The organism is Paraburkholderia azotifigens (assembly GCF_007995085.1).
In the GTDB taxonomy this organism is placed as follows: Bacteria; Pseudomonadota; Gammaproteobacteria; order Burkholderiales; family Burkholderiaceae; genus Paraburkholderia; species Paraburkholderia azotifigens.
The window spans coordinates 1757173-1778252 of sequence record NZ_VOQS01000005.1; the positions used below are offsets into that span (position 1 = coordinate 1757173).

General features: G+C 63.6%; 18 protein-coding genes. 12 read left to right on the forward strand and 6 right to left on the reverse strand.

The window, feature by feature from the left end; translation table 11 throughout:
- Positions 1 to 250 precede the first annotated feature (250 nt).
- From FRZ40_RS39910 to FRZ40_RS39945, 9 genes are all read left to right on the forward strand, one after another.
- A complete protein-coding gene (locus FRZ40_RS39910) occupies positions 251 to 586 on the forward strand; it encodes a hypothetical protein (RefSeq protein WP_147237957.1) in 336 nt (111 codons plus the stop codon).
- 123 nt (positions 587 to 709) lie between these two features.
- Positions 710 to 1096 carry a hypothetical protein gene (locus FRZ40_RS39915; RefSeq protein ID WP_028367128.1) on the forward strand — a complete coding sequence of 129 codons (387 nt, stop codon included), beginning with the start codon at positions 710 to 712 and terminating at the stop codon, positions 1094 to 1096.
- Complete coding sequence (locus tag FRZ40_RS44625) at positions 1093 to 1233, forward strand: hypothetical protein (RefSeq protein WP_167528742.1); 141 nt, start codon at positions 1093 to 1095, stop codon at positions 1231 to 1233. Before FRZ40_RS39915 ends, FRZ40_RS44625 begins: the two co-directional genes overlap by 4 nt.
- Before the next feature lie 30 nt (positions 1234 to 1263).
- Entirely contained in the window at positions 1264 to 2658 is a 1395-nt protein-coding gene (locus FRZ40_RS39920; protein WP_147237958.1) for an APC family permease, read from the forward strand.
- 15 nt (positions 2659 to 2673) lie between these two features.
- Complete coding sequence (locus FRZ40_RS39925) at positions 2674 to 3351, forward strand: hypothetical protein (RefSeq protein ID WP_147237959.1); 678 nt, start codon at positions 2674 to 2676, stop codon at positions 3349 to 3351.
- Positions 3332 to 3628: a hypothetical protein gene (locus FRZ40_RS39930; RefSeq protein ID WP_147237960.1), complete on the forward strand. Its 297-nt coding sequence runs from the start codon at positions 3332 to 3334 to the stop codon at positions 3626 to 3628. Before FRZ40_RS39925 ends, FRZ40_RS39930 begins: the two co-directional genes overlap by 20 nt.
- A 310-nt stretch (positions 3629 to 3938) precedes the next feature.
- Positions 3939 to 5069 (forward strand): aminomethyl transferase family protein, encoded by a 1131-nt coding sequence (locus tag FRZ40_RS39935; RefSeq protein ID WP_147237961.1) that lies wholly within the window; start codon positions 3939 to 3941, stop codon positions 5067 to 5069.
- Positions 5070 to 5228: 159 nt separating this feature from the next.
- Complete coding sequence (locus tag FRZ40_RS39940) at positions 5229 to 6872, forward strand: trimethylamine N-oxide permease (RefSeq protein ID WP_028367133.1); 1644 nt, start codon at positions 5229 to 5231, stop codon at positions 6870 to 6872.
- A gap of 42 nt (positions 6873 to 6914) precedes the next feature.
- Entirely contained in the window at positions 6915 to 7403 is a 489-nt protein-coding gene (locus tag FRZ40_RS39945) for a hypothetical protein (RefSeq protein WP_147237962.1), read from the forward strand.
- 8 nt (positions 7404 to 7411) lie between these two features.
- Here FRZ40_RS39945 and FRZ40_RS39950 read toward each other — a convergent pair whose 3' ends face one another.
- A complete protein-coding gene (locus tag FRZ40_RS39950; RefSeq protein WP_147237963.1) occupies positions 7412 to 9280 on the reverse strand; it encodes a sensor domain-containing diguanylate cyclase in 1869 nt (622 codons plus the stop codon).
- A gap of 66 nt (positions 9281 to 9346) precedes the next feature.
- Here FRZ40_RS39950 and FRZ40_RS39955 point away from each other — a divergent pair, with 66 nt between their 5' ends.
- A complete protein-coding gene (locus FRZ40_RS39955; protein WP_147237964.1) occupies positions 9347 to 11164 on the forward strand; it encodes a histidine kinase in 1818 nt (605 codons plus the stop codon).
- On the opposite strand, the gene FRZ40_RS39960 is transcribed toward FRZ40_RS39955, so the two are convergent.
- The 5 genes from FRZ40_RS39960 to FRZ40_RS39980 form a co-directional block, all read right to left on the reverse strand.
- Positions 11161 to 12297, reverse strand: coding sequence for a porin (locus tag FRZ40_RS39960; protein ID WP_028367137.1), 1137 nt, complete (start codon positions 12295 to 12297; stop codon positions 11161 to 11163). The genes FRZ40_RS39955 and FRZ40_RS39960 overlap by 4 nt on opposite strands.
- 135 nt (positions 12298 to 12432) lie before the next feature.
- Complete coding sequence (locus FRZ40_RS39965; RefSeq protein WP_147237965.1) at positions 12433 to 13026, reverse strand: dimethylamine monooxygenase subunit DmmA family protein; 594 nt, start codon at positions 13024 to 13026, stop codon at positions 12433 to 12435.
- Positions 13027 to 13053: 27 nt separating this feature from the next.
- Positions 13054 to 14733 carry an APC family permease gene (locus FRZ40_RS39970; RefSeq protein WP_147237966.1) on the reverse strand — a complete coding sequence of 560 codons (1680 nt, stop codon included), beginning with the start codon at positions 14731 to 14733 and terminating at the stop codon, positions 13054 to 13056.
- 163 nt (positions 14734 to 14896) lie between these two features.
- Positions 14897 to 15967, reverse strand: a complete 1071-nt coding sequence (locus FRZ40_RS39975; protein ID WP_028367140.1) for a heme-dependent oxidative N-demethylase family protein — start codon at positions 15965 to 15967, stop codon at positions 14897 to 14899.
- Positions 15968 to 15982: 15 nt separating this feature from the next.
- The gene (locus FRZ40_RS39980; protein ID WP_147237967.1) at positions 15983 to 16948 is read right to left on the reverse strand and encodes a PDR/VanB family oxidoreductase; all 966 of its coding nucleotides are present in this window, start codon (positions 16946 to 16948) and stop codon (positions 15983 to 15985) included.
- Between the two features lie 503 nt (positions 16949 to 17451).
- Here FRZ40_RS39980 and FRZ40_RS39985 point away from each other — a divergent pair.
- Complete coding sequence (locus tag FRZ40_RS39985; RefSeq protein ID WP_028367142.1) at positions 17452 to 18564, forward strand: aminomethyl transferase family protein; 1113 nt, start codon at positions 17452 to 17454, stop codon at positions 18562 to 18564.
- Between the two features lie 175 nt (positions 18565 to 18739).
- Entirely contained in the window at positions 18740 to 20932 is a 2193-nt protein-coding gene (locus FRZ40_RS39990) for an oxidoreductase (RefSeq protein ID WP_028367143.1), read from the forward strand.
- Positions 20933 to 21080: the final 148 nt, after the last annotated feature.

The following is a 21080-nucleotide window of genomic DNA, read 5'->3' on the forward strand; positions in this document are numbered from 1 at the left end:
TATACACACGGCGCACACGGCGACGCCGATCGATCGAACACGCGTACTGAAGTCGCTCCGCGTAGCACAGGTTGGCTCACGCGACGCACTGCCGACGGTTCCGGCATCACTACCCACCAAACCGCATTGACAATCGCGCATCGACCAACAAATACTGTCAGGAAACTTTGTTGATCAAGGTGAATTTGCAAACGAAGCCGGATCATTGACAACCGCCGGCGGTGCCGGCACGTCCCATGGAGTTGCCGAGATGGAACACGCGATTCGCAAGCGCATCAATCAGATGTTCTCCCGCGACCGGCGCATGGCGCAGATAGCCCTTCTGCTGCTCTGGGTCACGATAGGTTACGTGTATTTCGCCGTCACCTCGCAAACAGACGATTTTCTCGTACGCGTCGCGCTCACTATCGGCGCGAGCACGGTGCTCGTTTTCAACTCAGCGTCGATCCTCGCCATGATCCGCCATTACCAGGAAGACAAGGATCACATCTACGGGCTCGACATCCGTCACCTCGATGAGAATCGTGCCGCGAAGGCCGCACTCGCAGGCAGCGACGGCGAAGCGCTCACCCCAGCCGTCGATTAAACACTCCAGGTCTGTTTCAACCAGCCCGATGTGCTCTCCCGGTGTCCTGCAGGCCCCGGGCTGGTATCGCATTGCACTCGTCCGTTGCAAACCGGAATGCCGTCATCAGAAAGGAGGCCCGCTATGGCAGCCGATTATGTCCCGCCCGTTCAGAAAGGTATAGGCCAGCTTGTCGACAGCATCTTTCTGCTGGTGCTCGTCTACTGCAGCCTGCTCGCGCCGTTATTGCTCAAAACACCCGACAAACCGCCCGAAGCTCAAGCCGCCAGCACGCAAGTGTCATGGCGAGAGCTTGGTCAAACGCCCGCCATGGAAGCGCAATGGCGCAAGCTCGGCTATGACGCGCAGCAGGCGAAGCCGATCATCACCTCCCGCTTCGACTATCAGATCGAACCCGTTTCGCTGATCGTGACGGCGCTCGTGATTGCCGGCTATTTCGTCTTTGTGCTGCGCGTGTCGGACAGGCAATACCGTCAGGTGATTGCCGAAAAATTCGGAGAGACGTCATGAACCTATGGCAATGGCTTAGCAACGCCGCATGGGGCCTTTCAATTCTCATCTTCGCGTGGATTCTGATCGACGCGTTCAGGGTCCATCGCGACTATGACGACGACTTCCTGATGAGTTCCACGGAAGGCAAAGAGTAGTCCGACAGTCATCATGTCAAGGAGCCGCTCATGAGTGACGCAGCAGGCGTGGCACAGCAAGGCGAACGGATCGCGTTGCTGAAAGTGTTGGGACCGATTCACGTGTGGGCGCTCGGCGTCGGCATCGTGCTCGTCGGGGAATTCATGGGCTGGAACTTCTCGGTCGCGAAAGGCGGCGCGTATGGATCGCTGATCGCGTGCTGGATCATCGGCCTGCTCTACACGTGCGTCGCGATGATCGACTCGGAAGTGACATCGACCGTCGCGGCCGCGGGCGGGCAGTACACGCAGGCCAAGCACATCATCGGGCCGTTGATGGCGTTCAACGTGGGCCTCTATCTGGTGATGGCCTACACGATGCTGGAAGCCGCCGACGCGCTGGTGGTCGGCGATCTGATCAAGGCCGTCGCAATCGACTCGGGCTATGCGAATTTCGACTCGCGTCCATTCACGCTGGTCACGATCGCGTTTCTCGCACTGCTGAATTATCGCGGCGTATTCGTAACGCTCACGGTCAACTTCGTGATCACGGCCGTCGCATTCATCGCGATCGTCGTGCTGTTTCTCGGTGTTGCACCGTGGCATCCCGGCCAGACACTCATTCATCACGAACTGCTCACGCAGCTTCCGTATGGATGGCTCGGCGTGGTCGCCGCATTGCAATTCGGCATGTGGTACTACCTCGGCATCGAAGGCACCTGCCAGGCCGCCGAAGAGGTCCGCTCGGCGGGCCGCTCCATTCCACTCGGAACGATGTGCGGGATGATCACGCTGCTCATTGCGGCGGCCATGACCTGGTACGTCGCCACCGGCCTGATGCCGTGGGAATATCTCGGCCAGGCCGTGACACCGCTGTACGACGCCGCCCGCCTGTCCGGCAGCAAGAGCTTGCAGACGCTGCTTTTCGTGGGCACGCTGTTCTCGGCGGTGGCCTCGGCGAACGGCTGCATCAACGATGCATCGCGCGCATGGTTCTCGATGTCGCGCGACCGCTATATGCCGATGTGGTTCGGCGCGGTGCATCCGCGTTACCGCACGCCCTATCGCGCGATCATCTTTCTCGTGCCGATCGCCATTTCGTTCGCATTCACAGGATTGCTCGATCAGGTGATCACGTTCTCGATCCTCTCGGGCCTGCTCGGCTACACGTTCATGTCCATCAATATCATCAAGTTTCGCCGCCAGTGGCCGCTCGGCAGCATCAATCGCGGCTACATCCATCCCTTCCACCCGATTCCCGCGATCGTGCTGGCCACCCTGTGCATCGCGACGTACTTCGCGACGTATCTCGGCTACGGCACGTCGCTGCTGTCGATCATGGCGTTCTACATCATGGCGTCGATCTGGTTCGCGCTGCATCGATACAAATACGTGAAGCGTGGCGACCAGTTCACGATGGACTGGCCGCGTCCGAAGCACTATTGAAGCGAGGCGCCCGACATGCAAGCAGTGGGAATCGTGCTGGCAGTCCTTTTCGTGGCCGCGCTGGTCCTGATGCACCGGCGCGATCGCCATGCACTGAGAACAGAGCGCGGCAAACTGTTCGATGCATGCCATGCCCTGTTCGACTGTCAGCGCATCACTCAGGAATCCGTCGCGTGGCCTGTGCTCGCCGGGACGTATGGCGGATTCGACGTGCACATCGCGCCTCTCGTCGACGATATCGTGTTTCGCAAGGTGCCTTCGCTGTGGTTGCTCGTAACGGTGAAACGCGCACTGCCGATAGCGGGAGCCGTCGACATGCTCGCGCGCGCGCAGAATACCGAGTTCTATTCGCCTGCCGACGGCCTGCCCGTTCGCGTCGCGACGCCACACGAATGGCCGCGCCAGATGACGATCAAGGCCGACAGGCCTGCTGCCGATCTGCCGCTCGCCGCGCTCGATCCTCATGTGCGGACATTCTTTGCCGACCCTCGTGCAAAGGAGATGCTCGTCACGCGCCAGGGCGTGAGGATCGTGTATCAGGCGCAGGCAGCCGAGCGCAGCGAGTATCTCGTGCTGCGACGCGCCGTGTTCCGCGACGCGCGCTTGCCGGCGGCGCTCGTCGGTTCACTGCTCGATCAGGCCGTGCAGGTATGCGCCGCCGTGATGAAAGGAGATGTTCATGGGCACGCTTAAGATGGCTCGGCCGTTGCATCCGTATCTCGTTCTGGTAGCGGCAGTCCTGTTGCCGGGCGCCGGACAGGTGATCAACGGGATGCCGACGCGAGCGCTAATCATGCTGTTTTTCATGCTCTCGCTCGGGTTCGTGACCATGCAACTCGCTCCGCCCGGGCGATCGTTTATCGGAAGCCATGCAGGCGGCGTATTCGTCTATGCGATCGCCGTGATGGACGCGTATATGATCGCCCGCTATCGATGGGAAATGTTCCGCACCCGCGCTGCCGTTCAATGACGGTTTTCGGCTGAACCGCTCGCCCGCGTACTCACGCCCTTACACCTCTGCTGATCGCGGAACCGCATCGAGTCATCCCGCCTGAACCCTGCTTCCCGCCACGCGCGGCGCCGCCCTGCGGCGACCCAACGCTTCACGCAAAGCCGATCGACAGTCGCCACTGCGATCGCGGCCTGCCCCCTTCCCCGTTTCGTCTACCTCATTAGTCGTACCCCGACTAACGGATTGAGCATTTGCCGTCGATAAGAAACGATCTCACCTGTGGAGACAACGACACGCGAATCCGATCATCGACATAACGGAGTGTTCTATGGCAACTTCCTGGCGCATCTCGGCGCTCGCAGACCGTCACCGGGCCTTGGGCTCCAGTCTCGAGGACTGGAACGGCATGGGCACGGCCTGGACCTATTCGACGGACCTCGCCGACCATCACGAGGCTATCCGGACGAAAGCCGGATTGATGGACGTATCCGGCCTGAAGAAAGTCCACTACGTGGGTCCGCACGCCGAAAGCCTGCTCGACTGGGCGACGACGCGCGACATCAGCAAGCTGTATCCCGGCAAGTCGGCTTACGCTGCGATCCTGAACGAGGACGGCAAGTTCATCGACGACTGCATCGTGTATCGCACGGGGCCCAACGCCTTCATGGTCGTGCATGGCGCGGGCACGGGCTACGAGCGCCTCGTGCGCTCCGCGCAGGGCCGCCAGGTCGCCGTACTGTTCGACGACGATCTGCACGACCTGTCGCTGCAGGGACCACGCGCGGTGGATTTTCTTGCGGAGCACGTGCCCGGCATCCGCGATCTGCCTTACTTCCATCACGTGCAAACGCGTCTTTTCGGGCGGCCCGTCATGATCTCGCGCACGGGCTATACGGGTGAACGCGGCTATGAGGTCTTCTGCAAGGCCGCCGACGCGCCGCTCATCTGGGACACCATACTCGCAAAAGGCGCGGGCTTCGGCATCGTGCCATGCGCATTCCTGGCGCTCGACTGGCTGCGCGTAGAGAGCTATCTCCTGTTCTACCCGTACGACAACTCGGAGATGTATCCATTCGCGGACGAAAAGGCGGGCGATACGTTGTGGGAGCTGGGCCTCGATTTCACCGTGTCGCCCGGCAAGACCGAGTTCTGCGGTGCGCGCGAACATTTCCGGCTCGCGGGGAAAGAGCGCTTCAAGATCTACGGCGTGGACATCGCCGCGTCCAGAGCGGCCTGCGCCGGCGACACGCTGTGGCGCGACGGAGAACGGGTCGGCGTCATCACCTGCGGCATGTTCTCGCGGCTGACGGGCCGCTCTCTCGCCATCGCCCGCATGAACGTCGCGCAAGCTCGCGACGGCGTCGCGCTGGAAGTCAAAGGCAGTTTCGATGCGCGAGCAACAGCAGCGGCACTGCCGTTCGACGACCCGGAAAAGAAAAAGCGCACGGCGACCGGCTAGCCATGCCGTCATTCATGGGCGGCACGGGCGGGTCTTACCCACCCCGAGGTATGGTGAGCCGGCGCTTGCGCGTTGCACCATGAAATCATGCCTCGTTCTTCAATATCGACAGATCACGGCCGCGGCGCGTCGCCGGGCACGTGATCGAGGAGACGTAAATTGAGTGCAACCGAAGAGATTCACCGTCTGGAGGGACTGGCCGACGACGGCGTGCGGTCGACCCTCAAACGCTCGCTGACATGGAAAGACGCATTCTGGGTGGCGAGCGGTTCGCCCGCCTTCGTGCTCTTCACGTTGGGCGCGATTGCCGCAACGGTCGGCCAGCCCGCCTGGATCATCTGGATCGCGTCCATTTCCATTGGCTTTATCCAGTGCTTCACGTATGCCGAAATCTCCGGCCTTTTCCCTCACAAATCGGGCGGCGCGTCGATTTATGGCGCCATTGCGTGGGTCCGGTATTCGAAGTTTCTTGCGCCCGTGTCGGTATGGTGCAACTGGTTCGCGTGGTCACCCGTGCTGGCGCTCGGCACGGGCCTCGGCGCAAGCTACATTCTCTCCACGCTGTTTCCCGCCGATGCCGCCATCAACACGTGGTCGTTCACACTCCTGAAACTCGACTTCATCAAGAACGGCCTGAGCCTGCGCATCAACTCGACGTTCATCCTGGGCGCGTCCCTGCTGCTGCTGACATTCTTCGTCCAGCACCACGGCGCCGAGCGTGCCGCGAAGCTGCAGAAGTACATGGGCATCATTGCATTGATTCCGCTGAGCATCTTCGCCCTCGAACCCTTGCTCACGGGCTCCGTCCATATGAGCAACTGGTTTCCCCTGCTGCCGCTCGCGCACGACGCCAAAGGCAACGTGGTCCCCGGAACATGGAATGCAGCCGGCTGGACGCTGATGATGGGCGGACTCTTCGTCGCGGGATGGTCGACCTTCGGATTCGAAACGGCCGTGTGCTACACGCGTGAATTCAAGAATCCGAAAACGGATACCTTCAAGGCGATCTTCTACTCAGGCTTGCTGTGCCTCGCGGTGTACATCCTCGTGCCGCTGTCGTTCCAGGGTGCGATGGGACTCAAAGGGCTGCTCACCCCCGAGATCTACGACGGCACGGGGGTTGCGGCCGCGATGGCGCGGATCATCGGCGGCGGCGCGGCGATCTTCTATCTGATCGTCGTGATGCTCGTCTTCACCTTGCTGCTGTCGGTGATGACCTCGATGATGGGTTCGTCCCGAACGCTGTATCAGGCGTCCGTCGACGGCTGGCTGCCGCGCTACCTGTCGCACGTGAACGAGCACGGCGCGCCGACCCGCGCGATGTGGACCGACCTCTGCTTCAACCTGATCCTGCTGATGATGTCGGATAACGTCGCGGTGCTCGCGATGTCCAACGTCTGCTATTTCGCGTTCGTGTTCCTGAACCTTCAGGCGGGCTGGATTCACCGGCTCGATCGTCCGACCTGGGCGCGTCCGTTCAAATGCCCGAACTGGCTGCTGGCGCTCGGCGCGCTGTGCGGCTTCATCGATCTGGCGTGCATCGGCGCAGGCGCGGACATCTGGGGACCGGGAACCTTGCGCAACGGACTCGTGGCGATTGCGCTGATCATCCCCGTCTTCATCTACCGGCACTACGTGCAGGACAAAGGCCGCTTCCCCGACGCCATGCTCGACGACCTGGAACTTCGCCCGGATAACGGCACGACGCGCCGCCGCGCTGCTGGCTGGCTTCCCTATCTGACACTGGTGGCGACCGTGCTCGTGGTCTGGCTGTCCCATCACTTCGCCGTGTTTCCGGCGTGACGGATGCCTTCCCACATCACGCCCGCGCAAGGAGGCTCGCAAGTGGACAGAACCGCATATCTCGCCAGCATCAAGGCGGCCTACGAAGGCGAGCTATATGGCGAGGCCTGGTTCGCCGCCATGGCACGCGAAGCGCAGGCGCCCGACCGTCAGCGCAAGCTCGCCGCGATGGCGCGGCTCGAAGCGCAGACGGCCATGCGCATGACGCCGCTGGTGAAGCGTCTCGGCATCACGGGCATCGACGAAACGGCGCAGCGTGCAAAGGGCATCCGGCTCGCGCAGCAGCACATCGGGCAGTCGTGGCCCGTGTTTATCGCGTGGTTCATCGACGAGATCGGCCGGTTCGTGACGCTTTACGACGACCTGGCGCGCAGCAGTGCCCCTGAAGACGCGGCGATACTGGCCGAACTCGCCCGCCACGAACGGGCGTTGCTCGAGTTCGCCCGCCTCGAAGCGCAGGGCATGCCGCATCGCTCGCTCGAGCCGGTGCTTGCGCTGCTCGACACGCGCAGCAGCATCGGCGCGTCCTGAAGCGGCGCTCAGGCGCCGCTTGCCGCTTCCCAACCGGATGCCGCCAGCACATGGTCGAGTACGTTCTTCGGATCGCTTTTGCCATGACCGATCGACGCGCAGCCGATGCGCGTCGGCACGCTGAACTCATGCCCTTCGATACGAACGGGCGCTTCGAGCAAACCGTGCAGGTTGTCCTGAAGCTCGCCGAGCACGGCGTCCGGATTCGCCGCCGCACGCTGCGCAAGGCTCTGCGCGTCGTCGCACCACGCGAGCGCATCGGCGCTGAAATCGACGACCATCACCACGAACACATGCGGGTCCAGCAGCGCCGCGCAGTTGAGCTGCCCCTGCGTCGCTTCGAGGCGCCTGCCGAGGTCGATCATCACCCGGTCGGCGTAGTCCTGTCCGAAGCGCGCCGCGACGTGCTCGAGTTCGCCGACGTTGATTGCGAAGATCGCGCACGGCAGCGCCGTCCGCGCCGAGATGGCCGCCGAAAACTCCATCCGGTCGATAAACATCGACGCACTCGCAAGTCCCGTCGAATGTTCGAACGTCAGCCGCCGGCGGGCGTTTTCTTCAACCATCTGCCTGCGCGCCACTTCCACGATGAAGCCTTCGAGGCCCATCAACTCGTCGCGCGCCGAATAGACACCGCAGCCCTGATCCCATACCCACTTGGTCTGCCCCGAGCGGTCCACGATCCGATAGGTCAGTTCGTAGGGCTCGCGCGCGACCACCCGCGCCTGGACCTCGTTCCAGACGAACTCACGATCGTCGGGATGGATCAGCGAACGGAACGCGAGCCGGCTTTCGTCGATCAGTTCGAACGCCTCGTAGCCCGTCAGATCGAAGCATCCTTCGCTGACGAATTCCATCGACCAGTCGCGGTTGTTCTGCCCTCGATAGATCATCGCCCGCAGGTTGGACAACAGCGTGCGCAGACTGCGCCGGCTTGCGCGCAGCGCTTCCTCGTTGCGGCGGCGATTGGAGATGTCCGTCGCGAGACCGACCGCGCCGTCCAGCACACCCTCGTCGTCCGTCACGGCGTGAATGCGCAATTCGACGTGAGCCGTCGTGTTGTCGGCACGGATGAGACGGGCTTCCGTCACCAGTTCGCTCAGGTGCCCGTCGAGCAGCGCCTTCACGCGCGCATTCAGCGTCTCGGCGTCTTCGGGGTGAAAGAACGAAGTAAACGGCTTGAGTTCGGCGTCGCTGCCGACCGCGCGCATGAGGCTGCGCCATGCAGGATTCGAAAAGATCAGACGTAACTCGCGGTCGACGCGAAACAGCGCCTGCGGCAATTGCAGCACGGCGTCCTTGCAGTGCTGCAGCAGTTGAAGCTCGCTGCGCTGCGCGTCGACGCTCGTATGAGGCGCGGGAAATTGCAGCAGCGTCATGCGCGAGCCGCGCGCGCGCAACGCGGTGACGGGGTGCAGGCGAAAGCTGCCGTCGCCATAGGCAATGCGCAGCGACCCCGAGGTGCGCTCCTCGCCGTCGCGCGATTGCGTGAGCAACGCAGTCAGATCGAGCAACGATTGCGGATGCACGAGATTGCTGAACGGCATTCCGACGATCTCATCGGCGTAGGACTCCCAACGCGCGTGCTTGAGAAACGCGCTATTGACGAACACCAGCGCATCGTTATCGAGCAACACGGCGGGCGTGGAAAGATTGGCGGCGAACGCGCCCAGTTCCGGCGACTCGGCCGCGCGAACGATGCGTGGCGCCGTGCGGCGCGCGCCGTATGCCATGCTGAGCAGAAACGTCGCAAGGCACCCTGCCAGCCCGATCGAGACATACAATAGATCATTGTTGTCAGGGCTGTATCCGAGTCTGGGAATCACCAGTGCAGCTACCGCAGCCAGCAACACCGTGGCGAACAGATAAACCGACATGACGTTCTCGCTTCAAAAAACAGGATCACAGATCGCCAACGCCGCGCGAACTCACACGCCCCGCTCATGAACATCGACCAGTCTGCGCGCATTCATCGCTATCCGCTGTACGCGAAAGTCTGTTTGCTGCTTGCCTGTCTCGTCGCACTGATCACCGTGCTTTATCTCGGCGCGTTCATGCAGACAAGCGGAAGCGAAGGCTTCCGGCAGACTCAGTTTTCCCTCGACGAAGCCATGCGGCTGGAGCGCAAGGCGGCGAGCGCGCAACAGGATTCGCCCGACACCGCGCGTGCCTTGAGGGAACTGGCCGACTCGCTTGTTCGCAACGATACGCTACTGACGGACTGGAGGCAACGCGGTGCGCCGACGCCCGAAATCGGCAACGCGCTGGCGGCCGTGCGCGCGCCTGCTGCGCCGGAGCATGCGGGCAAACCGGATGCGAAGCTCGCCGCGCTCGACGCGTTGCGCTCGCAGGTCGCTTACCAGCGCGACGTGCACGCCGCAGTGCTCGGCCTGTTGCAAGCGTGCACCGTGTGTCTGCTGATCTTCGGCATCGTGTCGCTCGCATGGGGCGCGCGGCGCACACTCGTCGCGCGGCCGCGCGCGGCACTGCAGGCGCTCGTCGAGACGGGGCTGAGCGTGCCGCAAGGCCGCGACGAAATCGATCGCCTGCTGAAGATCCAGGCCCAGCTTGCCGTGCAGCTGCGCACGGAGCAGGACGAGTCGGCGCGGCTGAAGCGCATCGTCGAAGACTATATTGCCTTCGCCGACCAGTCGCTCGAACTGCTGCATCACATCTGCGCACAGCTCGCTGAAGAAGAGCCGTCCGGCCGCACGCTCGAAGCGCTGCTGCAACGCCTCGTCGGCGTGCTGCGCGCGCGGCGTATCGCGCTGGTGGTCACGGAATCGACGGCGCAGCTGCTCGACATCGACCCCGTCGTTTCGCCCAATGGCGACGTGCCGTCCATCGTGCGCGCCCGCGTGACGAACGAGCTGATGACGCTTGCCGGCACGCATACGTTCGCGCCGCTCGACGACGGCCAGGCGCCGCCGCCCGTGCTGGCCGCTCCCGTGCGCGTGCCGCTCGCGAGCTACGGCGTGCTGATCGCGGAAGGCGAACCGGATTCGCGCTTCGAGCTGCGCCACCTGTATCTGATGGAGACCATCGCGAGCGTGCTGGCGCATGCAATCTCCAACCTGAGCCGCGACGTGCGCGACCGGCGCATGGCGCTGTTCGAAGAGCGCAATGCCATCGCGCGCGAGCTGCACGACTCGCTCGCGCAATCGCTGTCGTACATGAAGATCCAGCTGGCCCGCCTGCAAGCCGTGCTGCCGCCCGAACTCTCGCAGACGGACATCGCCGAAATTGCGCAGGGCATTCGCGAAGGAATCGACAGCGCGTACCGGCAGCTGCGCGAACTTCTCACCACGTTCCGTTCGCCGATGCACGCACATGGCCTCGCGTCCACGCTCGAAGAACTCGCCGAAGAATTCGGCTCGCGCAGCGAAGTGCAGATTACGATCGATAACCGGGTGCCGCGCATGCGTCTGTCCGTCAACGAAGAAATGCACGTTGCGCAGATCGTGCGCGAGGCGCTGACCAACGTTCTCCGCCACGCGCGAGCGACGACGGCCCAGGTGCAACTGATGTCGGACGGCCACACGATGACCGTCTCGATCGACGACGACGGCCGCGGCATCAATCGCACCGAAGGCGACGAGCATCACTACGGTCTTTCGATCATGCGCGAGCGTGCCCGCAGCCTCGGCGGACGGCTCGAAGTGAAACCGGCCGAACGTGGCTCGCGCGTCATCCTGACCTTCGTTCCCGCCGCGCTCGCCGCGTACAAGGCGCGCGCCACCAGCGGGGCAGGCGTTCGCTAGAACTTGTGCGACATCGCCAGCCGCGCCACGACCTGGTTACCCGACGACGACAGCCCGCTCGATCCGACGATATGCGCGGCATCGAGATCGGTTCCCGTGTTCGCATTGGTGTGCTGCCAGGCGCCCTGCACGTAGACCGAGGTCCGCTTGCTGAGGCTGTAGTTCAGCATCAGCGCGACCTGATGCCAGTTCGGACTGTCGCTTCCCGCGGTGGATTCGAGCTTTCCGTGCGTGAACGTGTAAGCGCCGATCAGCGAAAGATCCGGCATGAAGTAGTACTGTCCGTTGATCTCGACGTTGTCGAATTTCCACGATGTCCACGTTTGCGTTCCGATATCCGGCGCGTAGCCGTTCCCCGTAGGCGACCTGACGTCGACGTGCGAATACGCGAGAGAAACGTTGGCGCTATCTGAAAACGTCCATTTCACGCCCGCGTCGATGTTCTGCTGCCTCGTCGCGACGAACACGGAGTCCGAGGTCACCGCGCCGACCGTTCCGCTGCCCGCGCCGTTCAGATGCAGGTACGCGAGCGCGACGGACAACGGCCCCGTGCTGTACGTCACGCCTGCGCTATAGGCGCGGTTCGACGAAAAGTTCGTCGCGTTGCTGAAGCCGTACACGCCTTCCAGCTGGAAGCCAGCCAGTGTCGGCGACACATACTTCACCGAGTTGTTGAGCCGGAAGTCGAAATCCGCGTTGTCGTTATCGAACGGATGCGCGGCGAGATCGCCGATCGAGCTGCCTGCGGCGGTGAACGGACTCCACATGTCGATCGTTGCGTCGTATTGGCGTCCGAACGTGAGCGTGCCCGCCGGTGCGGACGACAGCCCGACAAAGGCTTGCCGCCCGAACAGCCGGCCGCCTTCGTTGAGCTGGCCGGTGTTCACGTTGACGCCGTTTTCGAGCGTGAAGATCGCGCTCAGTCCGCCGCCGAGATCTTCCGTTCCTTTGAGGCCAAAACTCGTTTCGGCCGTATCGCCGCTCACCATCGCAAAGGCATGGTGGCCACCGGCGTTGCTGGTGTAGTTCAAGCCGTCGTCGAGCACGCCGTAGAGCGTGACGGAGCTTTGCGCATAGCTGGTTCCACACAGGCACAAGGCCATCAGCGCGGCATAGCGAGGGATATCGTTCATCGAAGTCTCGTGGTGTTTGCTGGCAGTGATGTGACGGGACATCGCACAGACCGTCGCGATGCGCGCGTACTCACCGCGCTGCGGGAGCAGCGCGATGAGCGTCTCGATCAGACTCGTGGGAAGAGCGGCAGCGGACTACAGATAGGGCTGGGAAATGGCGGGCAGTTCGCCGGCTACTTCGGCATCCGCCTGCACGCCCATGAACGCGGCGAGGCGCCGCGAAAAATGATCGCGCACGAAGAGTTGCAGTCCGCATCCATTACACGTCACGACGTTCCGTGTCACGGCTTCGTTGAACGCGTGACAGTGAATGCAGTAGACGCGGCGCTGCAGCGTGCCGCTGCGCTGCAACTGGACGGCTTCCGCCGCCAGCGCGTGGTGCTCCGCGATGCGCCGGATCGACCAGATAAACGGCTCGCTGCCGAGCACATAGATGCGCAGGCCGATGGTCGCAACGGTGGGATCGCGCAGCGCTTCGTCGAGTGCCGCAAACAGCGCGGCGTCATCGGCGAACGTGCGCTCTCCCGCCTCGTGGAATGTGACGCCCGCGGCATGCCGCGTGGGATCCTGCACTTCCCACACTTCCATCGGCGAGAGCCCGGCGAGCGCAAGGCTTGCGCGGACGCAATCCTCGGCGCTCGCGCCGTTCGTGATGAACAAGTGACGCGTGCCGTGCAGATCGGGTGCCAGCCGCACGTATTCGGGCCGGCTCTTGTTGGTCGACATCATGGTCGTGTCATCCATTCGAGTCGAGGTTCAGTAGATGGCGAGGCTATGCGTGACCGCCACCACCGCGATACCCGCCGCCACGGTCACATAAGGCAGGATCCCTGCGCGCCGCGCCACGCTTTGCGAGCCGACGAGCTGCATGTCCTCCTTCATCGCATCGGGGAAATGCCCCTTGTCGGTCACGTAGTGGCGGAACAGGAACACGGGCAGGATCAGCGCCGCGAAGCACAGGCCCGAGATCAGCGTGCCGGAGCCCCAGATATCCGCGCCCATGCCGAGCAGCGCGAGATTGACGAACGAAAACAGCGTGCCGAGCGCGAGCAGCCAGTTCGGCGCGCGGAACGGCCGGCTCCAGTCCGGGCGGTCCAGACGGTGAATCCACGCGGAATTCAGGTTCAGGAAGTTGAAGATGATGTAGCCGACATTCGACATCGCCAGCACGAACACGTAGTCCGACATCAGCAGCAACACCAGGTTGAAGCACAGGTCCGTCCACATCGCGCGGGTCGGTGCGCCGTGTTCGTTGACATGCGACAGGTACTTCGGCAGCCAGCCGTCGACGGACGCCTGGTAGAGCGTCCGCGACGAACCCGCCATCGACGTCATGATGGCCAGCACGAGCGCCAGCACCAGCATCACGATCAGCACGCGCTCGACCAGCAGGCCGCCGTGAATCATCGGCGCCATGGCTTTCGCGACGCCCATGCCGCTGTAGATGTCCGGCGACAGCATGCCGTCGTACACGGCGGGCGTGACGATGTTGCCTGCGGCATCCTTGACGGCGGGCGTGACCATGTGGCCGAGACCCAGCACGCCCTGGAACGCCAGCGGCACGATCGTGAACACGAAGATGCACAGAAGCCCGGAATACAGAATGGCCTTGAACGTGTCGACCTTCGGATCGCGGAATTCACGCGTGTAGCAGACGGCCGTTTCGAAACCATACGTCGACCACGCCGCGATGAACAGGCCGCCCGCCATCAGCGTGATACCTGCGCGATCCCACGTGCCGTCGACGATCTGCCCGGCGCTGTCCTTCGCGAACGGCACGAGCGGAAACAGGTTGTGCAACGGCAGATCGCCGCTGAAAAGCGGCACCGTGCCGACGAGAATCAGCGGCACGAGTGCGGCCACGCCGAGTATCGTCTGGATGCGCGCCGCATTCAGAATGCCGCGATGCTGAATGGCAAATGTGATCAGCAACACGACCGCGCCGAGTATGAACGTCGAGTTGATCCGCAGGCTCAGGCCCGAGCGGATCCAGTCGAGGCTCACCAGCGTGACCTGCCATGTGTTGATCGCGGCGTCAGCGGGGAACAGCACGGACAGAATGTAGCCCGCCGCGAGCCCCGATCCGATCGCCAGCACGGGCGACCACGCGAACCAGTTGCACCAGACCGACAGCGGCGCGAACAGCTTCGAATAACGGACCCATGCGATCGCGCCATAGACGGACGCGCCACCCGACTTGTGAGGAAAGAGACCGGCGATCTCGGCATACGAGAACGACTGGATGAAGCCGAGGCCGATCGAGATGATCCACACCGCCCACGACAGCTTGCCGACCGTCGCCGCGATCGAGCCGATCGAAAAGAGCACCAGCGCAGGCACGCCGCTCGCCACCCAGAATGCACCCGTCCAGCTGATCTTTCGATGCAAGGTACCGTCCGCTGCCTCGGCAACGTAGTCTTCGGAAACCGCACTCATAACTGTCGTCCTTTTTTCCGGTGGAATACCGATTGTGGGAATCGTTCCGCGTGAAGTACCCGCCTCGCGCCAGGATGGCGCGAACGCGGGAAGGAAACACTGCAACAGCTTCTAGTTGTCAACGGCGTAGATTGTTAAAGGCGTATGCCCCGCTTCTGCCCCTCTAGGCGAGTTCCACCCCGAGCCGCTCGACTTCGGGATGCGTGCCCTTCGAAAGCGCGCTGCCATCGTCGAGCGGCGCGAGCCATTCGACGGCCGTCTGCCGGTAGCGCGTGATGCCCTTGTAGTCGGCAAGCTCCGGCGGCAGCGTCGACAGCACACGATGCAGGCGCTTGCCCCACTTCGGCACGCGCGCCAGTTCGCCGATACCGATCAGGTAGCAGCGCACGCAAAAGAGAATCGCGTTGCTGCGCGGCAGGCGGAACAGCGTCTGCAATTCGACGCGCAGATGCAGCTTGTCGCCGACGTTCTGCGGTGTCACGCTCGCGCGGTCGCGGCCCCACTCGTGGTAATTCTCCGGCGAGGTATCGAGCCGCGGATTCACCGTCATCGTCCAGTTCAGCCGGCGCACGGGCGCACCGAGTTGCAGGCGCAGCAGATACTTCAGCGCGCGCTCGAAGATGCCTGCCTGATGTGCGAGAGGAACGGGGCCGTGCCACTCCATGAAGTTCATGCCGAGGTCGAAGTCGAGCGACCAGTCGGCCTGGGTCGTGACCATGCCGCCGTCCATGAACAGGTTGTCGTCGCGCTGATCGATCAGCACGTAGTCGCCCTGTGCCTGACGCGTGACGTATTCGAACGGCGAACACGGCAGCGTGCTGGCGTCGCCGAACGTGAACGCCTGTTCGAGACCGAGAGGGCGGTTGATCCACGTCCAACGGTCGCCGTCACGCGTCAGCGAAAAATGCTCGGGGTAATCCTCGGCAAGACTTTCCATGATCAGCTCGAGCGTGTCCCATTGCGCCGGCCCCATGTGGTCCAGCACCTGGCAGCGCAGCGGATCGCGTTCGAGCGTCAGCGCACGGTCGCGGCACTCGGCCACATAGTGCTCGTCGATGTCGAAGGTCGACAGGAAGACGGGCGAGTTGCCTTCCTTCACATGCGGCTCGATATTGATCGAATACATGTACGCGTCTTCGGGGAACGGAAACGGAAAACGCAGGATCGCCTCGTCGCTATTGCGAAACGTATACGTGTCGCGGAAGGTTTCGTCCGCCTTGAAGCCGATTGCCATGGGGTTCCCCTTGCGTTAGATGTTCAGCACGAGGCGTTCGCCGCGCGCGCGCGACACACAGGGCAGCATCTGACGTCCCGTGGCGCGCTCGGATTCGCTGAGGCAGAAGTCACGATGATCCGGCTCGCCTTCGAGCACGTCGAGCGAGCAGGTGCCGCATGCGCCGCCACGGCACATATACGGGGCGTCCACGCCTTCGCGCTCCAGCGCCTCGAGCAGGCTTTCGTCGCTGCGCACCCTGACCGCGCGCCCGCTTTGCGCGAGCACGGCCGTGAAGGGCGCGCCGTGCGAGCCGCCGCCGAAGCTTTCCTGATGGAAATGACTCGCGGGCCAGCCCAGCGCGCGAGCCGTGCTCGCCACGCCGCTCATCAGGCCCTCCGGGCCGCACGTATAGAGATGCGTGCCGGCCGGCTGCGCGGCGAGCATCGCGCCAAAGCGCTCGCTCGCGTCGCACAGGTCGGTGTATATGCCGATGCCGCCCGTCGTGCCCGTCATGCGCCGTGCGATCAGCTCGCTGAACGACGCCTCGTCTTCAGGACGGCAACACAGATGCATCTCGACGCGCGCGCCCGTCTGCGCCAGCTCGGGCAGCATCGACAGGAACGGCGTGAGGCCGATACCGCCCGCGATCATCACGTGCTTCGCGCCGCGGCGCGCGATAGGAAAGAAGTTCGACGGCATCGAGATCTCGAGGTCGCTGCCTTCGCGCACCTCGCTGTGCATGAAGGCCGAACCGCCGCGCGACTGGGGCACGCGCCGCACCATGATCTGCCAGGCGTCGCGCGCACCGGCGGGTGTCGTGAGCGAATAGGCGTTGCGCCAGATGCGCTCCTTGCCGCGCATCGTCACGACGACATGGCTGCCCGCCGAATACGCTGGAAGCCGTCCTCCACTGGCGCATTCGAGCGTAAAGCGTCGCACATCCTGCGTCACCGATTCGACGCGTGCGACTCGTACGGGGATCGTTCTCGTTGCATTCATGCCGTCGACACCTCCATGAGTCTCAGCTGTGGGCGTGAGTGACAGGTGCTGCCTGTCCTTCGCGTCGTTGCATTCATGGGAGTAGCATCGGCCTGCAAAAAACGCTTATCAATGATTCAGTGTGGGTAGTCCCCAGGCAGTAATGGTTGGCGCGCGCAACGCCGCCCGCTGCGTCATCCGGCTCTTCCCGAAAGCCTCGCCCGTGTCGGCGCGAACCGCGCCGGCGTTGGCGCTGCCGCCTCTTTTACCGACGCCTTTCGGCAAACGTACAGTTCCGCTTCGCCACCGGACGCGTTCGATTTCTTCTTGCGACGGCGCAGCCGGAGTACCCGCGCCTACCCACCGGGAGGTAGTGCCACCGGGCGATTGTGGGGCGAAATTGAACGGCAGAGACTTGCGCTCATCGACGCTGGTGCATCCAGTCCGTCCGATATCGCCGCCTTCGCAACACCAGACGCGTGCAGTCATTGCCCAGCAAAGGGTCCTACTTTCGGGAAAACATCATGACAAGGCAATCCATTCTCAACGCCCGTCATCGCGAGCTAGGTTCGAAGCTCGATGGCGACTCCTGGAACGACATGCCGATTCCCTGGTACTACTCGGGCGATCCGTATGACGACGTGGTGGCCGTGCGTACGGCAGCGGGCCTCTACGACATCAGCGCACTCAATATCGTGCGCGTGTCGGGCCCCGACGCGGCAGCCGTGATCGACAGCATCTGCGCCGTCGACGTGAGCCGCATGAAGCCCGGCACCGCGCGGCTCGCAGCCGAAGTCGACGAGCGCGGCGGCGTCTGCGACGACCTGATGGTGATCTACGACGCTCCGCAGCATTTCCGGCTCTCGCATGGCGGCGGCACCACGCAGACGCTGCTCGAACGCGCCGCGCACAAGCGCAACGTGGAATGGCGCCAGGACTTCGATGTCCACATGCTGTCGCTGCAAGGTCCGCGTTCGACCGACATCCTGCAGCCGCACATCGGCATCGAACTGAACAAGCTGCCCTACTTCGCGCACGTCGAGACGCAACTCTTCGGCCGCAAGATCATCGTGTCGCGCGGCGGTTATTCGGGCGAACAGGGCTTCGAAGTGTCGTGCGCCGCCGCCGACGCCGTCGCCCTGTGGGACGGCATTCTGGAAGCGGGCAAGCCGCACGGCGCGGTGCCTGCATCGTGGATGTCGCTGGAAATCGCGCGGATCGAAGCCGCGCTGCTGTTCTACCCGTTCGACATGCCCGAAGGCGACACCACGCCGTGGGAGCTGAATCTCGACTGGATGGTCGACGTCAACAAGGCGGGCGACTACGTCGGCAAGCAGGCGTTGCTCGCGGCGCGCGGCAAGGAACGCGTGAAGCAGGCAGGCGTGGTCGTCAGACACGATGCGGCCGTGAGCGCCGGTTCGCCGATCTACATCGGCGACGAACAGGTCGGCGTCGTGACGAGCGCTATTTTCAGCCGCTATCTGATGCAGTCGCTCGCGATGGTGCATCTGAAGCCGAATCACACGGCGCTCGGCACCAGGGTCGAGATTCGCGACGCGGCCGGCAAGTTCAGCGGCGTCGTCAGCAAGACGCCGTTCTACGACCCGATGCGCCTGCGCACCCGCGTCGCCGCCTGACCCGCGGTCCTCACCGCATTGCCCATGATACGGCGGCGCGCGCAACGCCACGGCGCGCGTGCCGTCACCACGAGAAAGACAAAGGCAGAGCGAAGCACAACAACTGTCCAGGGTTCGGCGGTCCACGACGGCCCCGCCTTTGTCCCCGTAGTCCTTATTAAAGGAGATGTTTCCCATGCCCCGCGATCCCCGTCACGACGTGCTGTTTGAGCCGATCCAGATTGGCCCCAAGACCCTGCGTAACCGTTTCTATCAGGTCCCGCACTGCATCGGCGCAGGCAGCAACCTGCCGGGCTTTCAGGCCGCCCACCGCTCGATGAAAGCCGAAGGCGGCTGGGGTGCGATGAACACCGAGTACTGCTCGATCCATCCCGAGTCGGACGACACGCACCGTCTGTCCGCCCGCATCTGGGACGAAGGCGACGTGCGCAACCTGCGCGCGATGACGGAAGAGGTACACAAATACGGCGCGCTGGCAGGCATCGAAATGTGGTACGGCGGCGCGCACGCGCCGTGCATGGAGAGCCGTGCGACGCCGCGCGGCCCGAGCCAGTACGCCTCCGAGTTCGAGACGCTGACCTACTGCAAGGAAATGGATCTCGACGACATTCGCGACGTGCAGCAGTTCTATGTCGATGCCGCGCTGCGCGCTCGCGACGCGGGTTTCGATATCGTCTATGTGTACGGCGCGCACTCGTATCTGCCGCTGCAGTTCCTGTCGCCGTACTACAACAAGCGCACCGACGGGTACGGCGGCTCGCTTGAAAACCGTGCGCGCTTCTGGCTCGAAACGCTGGAGAAAGTACGGCGCGCCGTCGGCAGCGATTGCGCAATCGCGACACGCTTCGCCGTCGACTCGCTGTACGGCAGCGGCGGCATCGAAGTCGAGAAGGATGGCATGAAGTTCGTCGAGATGGCGGATTCGCTCGTCGATCTGTGGGACGTCGATGTCGGGGACATCGCCGAATGGGGCGAAGACGCGGGCCCGTCGCGCTTCTATCTGCAGGGTCATCAGGTGCCGTGGACGCGCTTCATCAAGGAGGTCTCGAAGAAGCCCGTGCTCGGCGTCGGGCGCTTCACCGATCCCGAGAAGATGACGGAGATCGTCACGAAGGGTATCGCCGACATCATCGGCGCGGCGCGCCCGTCTATCGCCGATCCGTTTCTGCCGAAGAAGATCGACGAAGGCCGCGTCGACGATATTCGCGTCTGCATCGGCTGCAACGTCTGCATCTCGCGCTGGGAGATCGGCGGCCCGCCGATGATCTGCACGCAGAATGCGACGGCCGGCGAAGAATACCGCCGCGGCTGGCACCCGGAAAAGTTCGCCGAATGCGGTTCGAACGACTCGGTGCTCGTGGTCGGCGCGGGCCCGTCGGGATCGGAGTGCGCGCGGGTGCTGATGCAGCGCGGCTACACGGTGCACCTCGTCGACCAGGCCGAGAAGATCGGCGGCCATCTGAATAGCGTGGTCACGTTGCCGGGTCTCGGCGAATGGGGCTATCACCGCGACTATCGCGAGACGCAGATCACGAAGCTGCTGAAGAAGAATCGCCATAGCCAGCTCGCGCTGGGTCAGAAGCCGCTCACGGCCGACGACGTGCTCGACTACGGCGCCGAGAAAGTCGTGATCGCGACGGGTTCGCACTGGGTCGGCGACGGCACCAACTGCCTGACGCACGATCCCATTCCGGGCGCCGACGCATCGCAACCGGACCAGCTGACGCCTGAACAGGTGCTGTCGGGCAAGAAGGCGATCGGCAAGCGCGTCGTGATCCTGAATGCCGACACCTACTTCATGGCGCCGAGCCTCGCGGAAAAGCTCGCGGCGGCCGGTCACGAGGTGACGATCGTCAGCGGCGTGCATCTCGCGAACTACATGCACTTCACGCTCGAGTATCCGAACATGATGCGCCGCCTGCACGAACTGGGCGTGCATGAACTCGGCGATCATTTCGCAAGCCGCATCGAGCCGGGCCGCATCCAGATCTACAACATCTGGGGCGATGGTTCGCGCCGCACGTACAAGGGCGCGGGCCAGTTGCCGCGCGACGAGAACAAGACGCATCGCTGGCTCGAGTTCGATTCGCTCGTGCTCGTCACGGCCCGCCGCTCGAACGATGGCCTGTATCGCGAACTGAAGCAGCGCGAGAGCGAATGGGACGGCAAGGGCATCAAGTCGGTGTATCTGATCGGCGATGCCGAAGCGCCGCGCCTGATCGCCGATGCGACCTTCACGGGCCACCGCCTCGCGCGCGAGATCGAAGAGAAGAACGCGCAGTTCCCGCTGCCGTACCGGCGCGAAGTGGCCGTGTGGGGCACGCCGCACAAGCCCGGCGGCACCTTCGAGATCGTCTACAAGAAGTAACCCGGCCGAAGCAACGGAAGCGGGCAAACGGTCCGCTTCCTCCGCCCTTCTCCGCAGTCAGGACGCCACGCGCATCGCGCCGTTGGGATCGCCGCTCACCCGGTGATCCGTGCAGCCGGTGCCGCGGCGGGGGCCCCTTTTACTCATT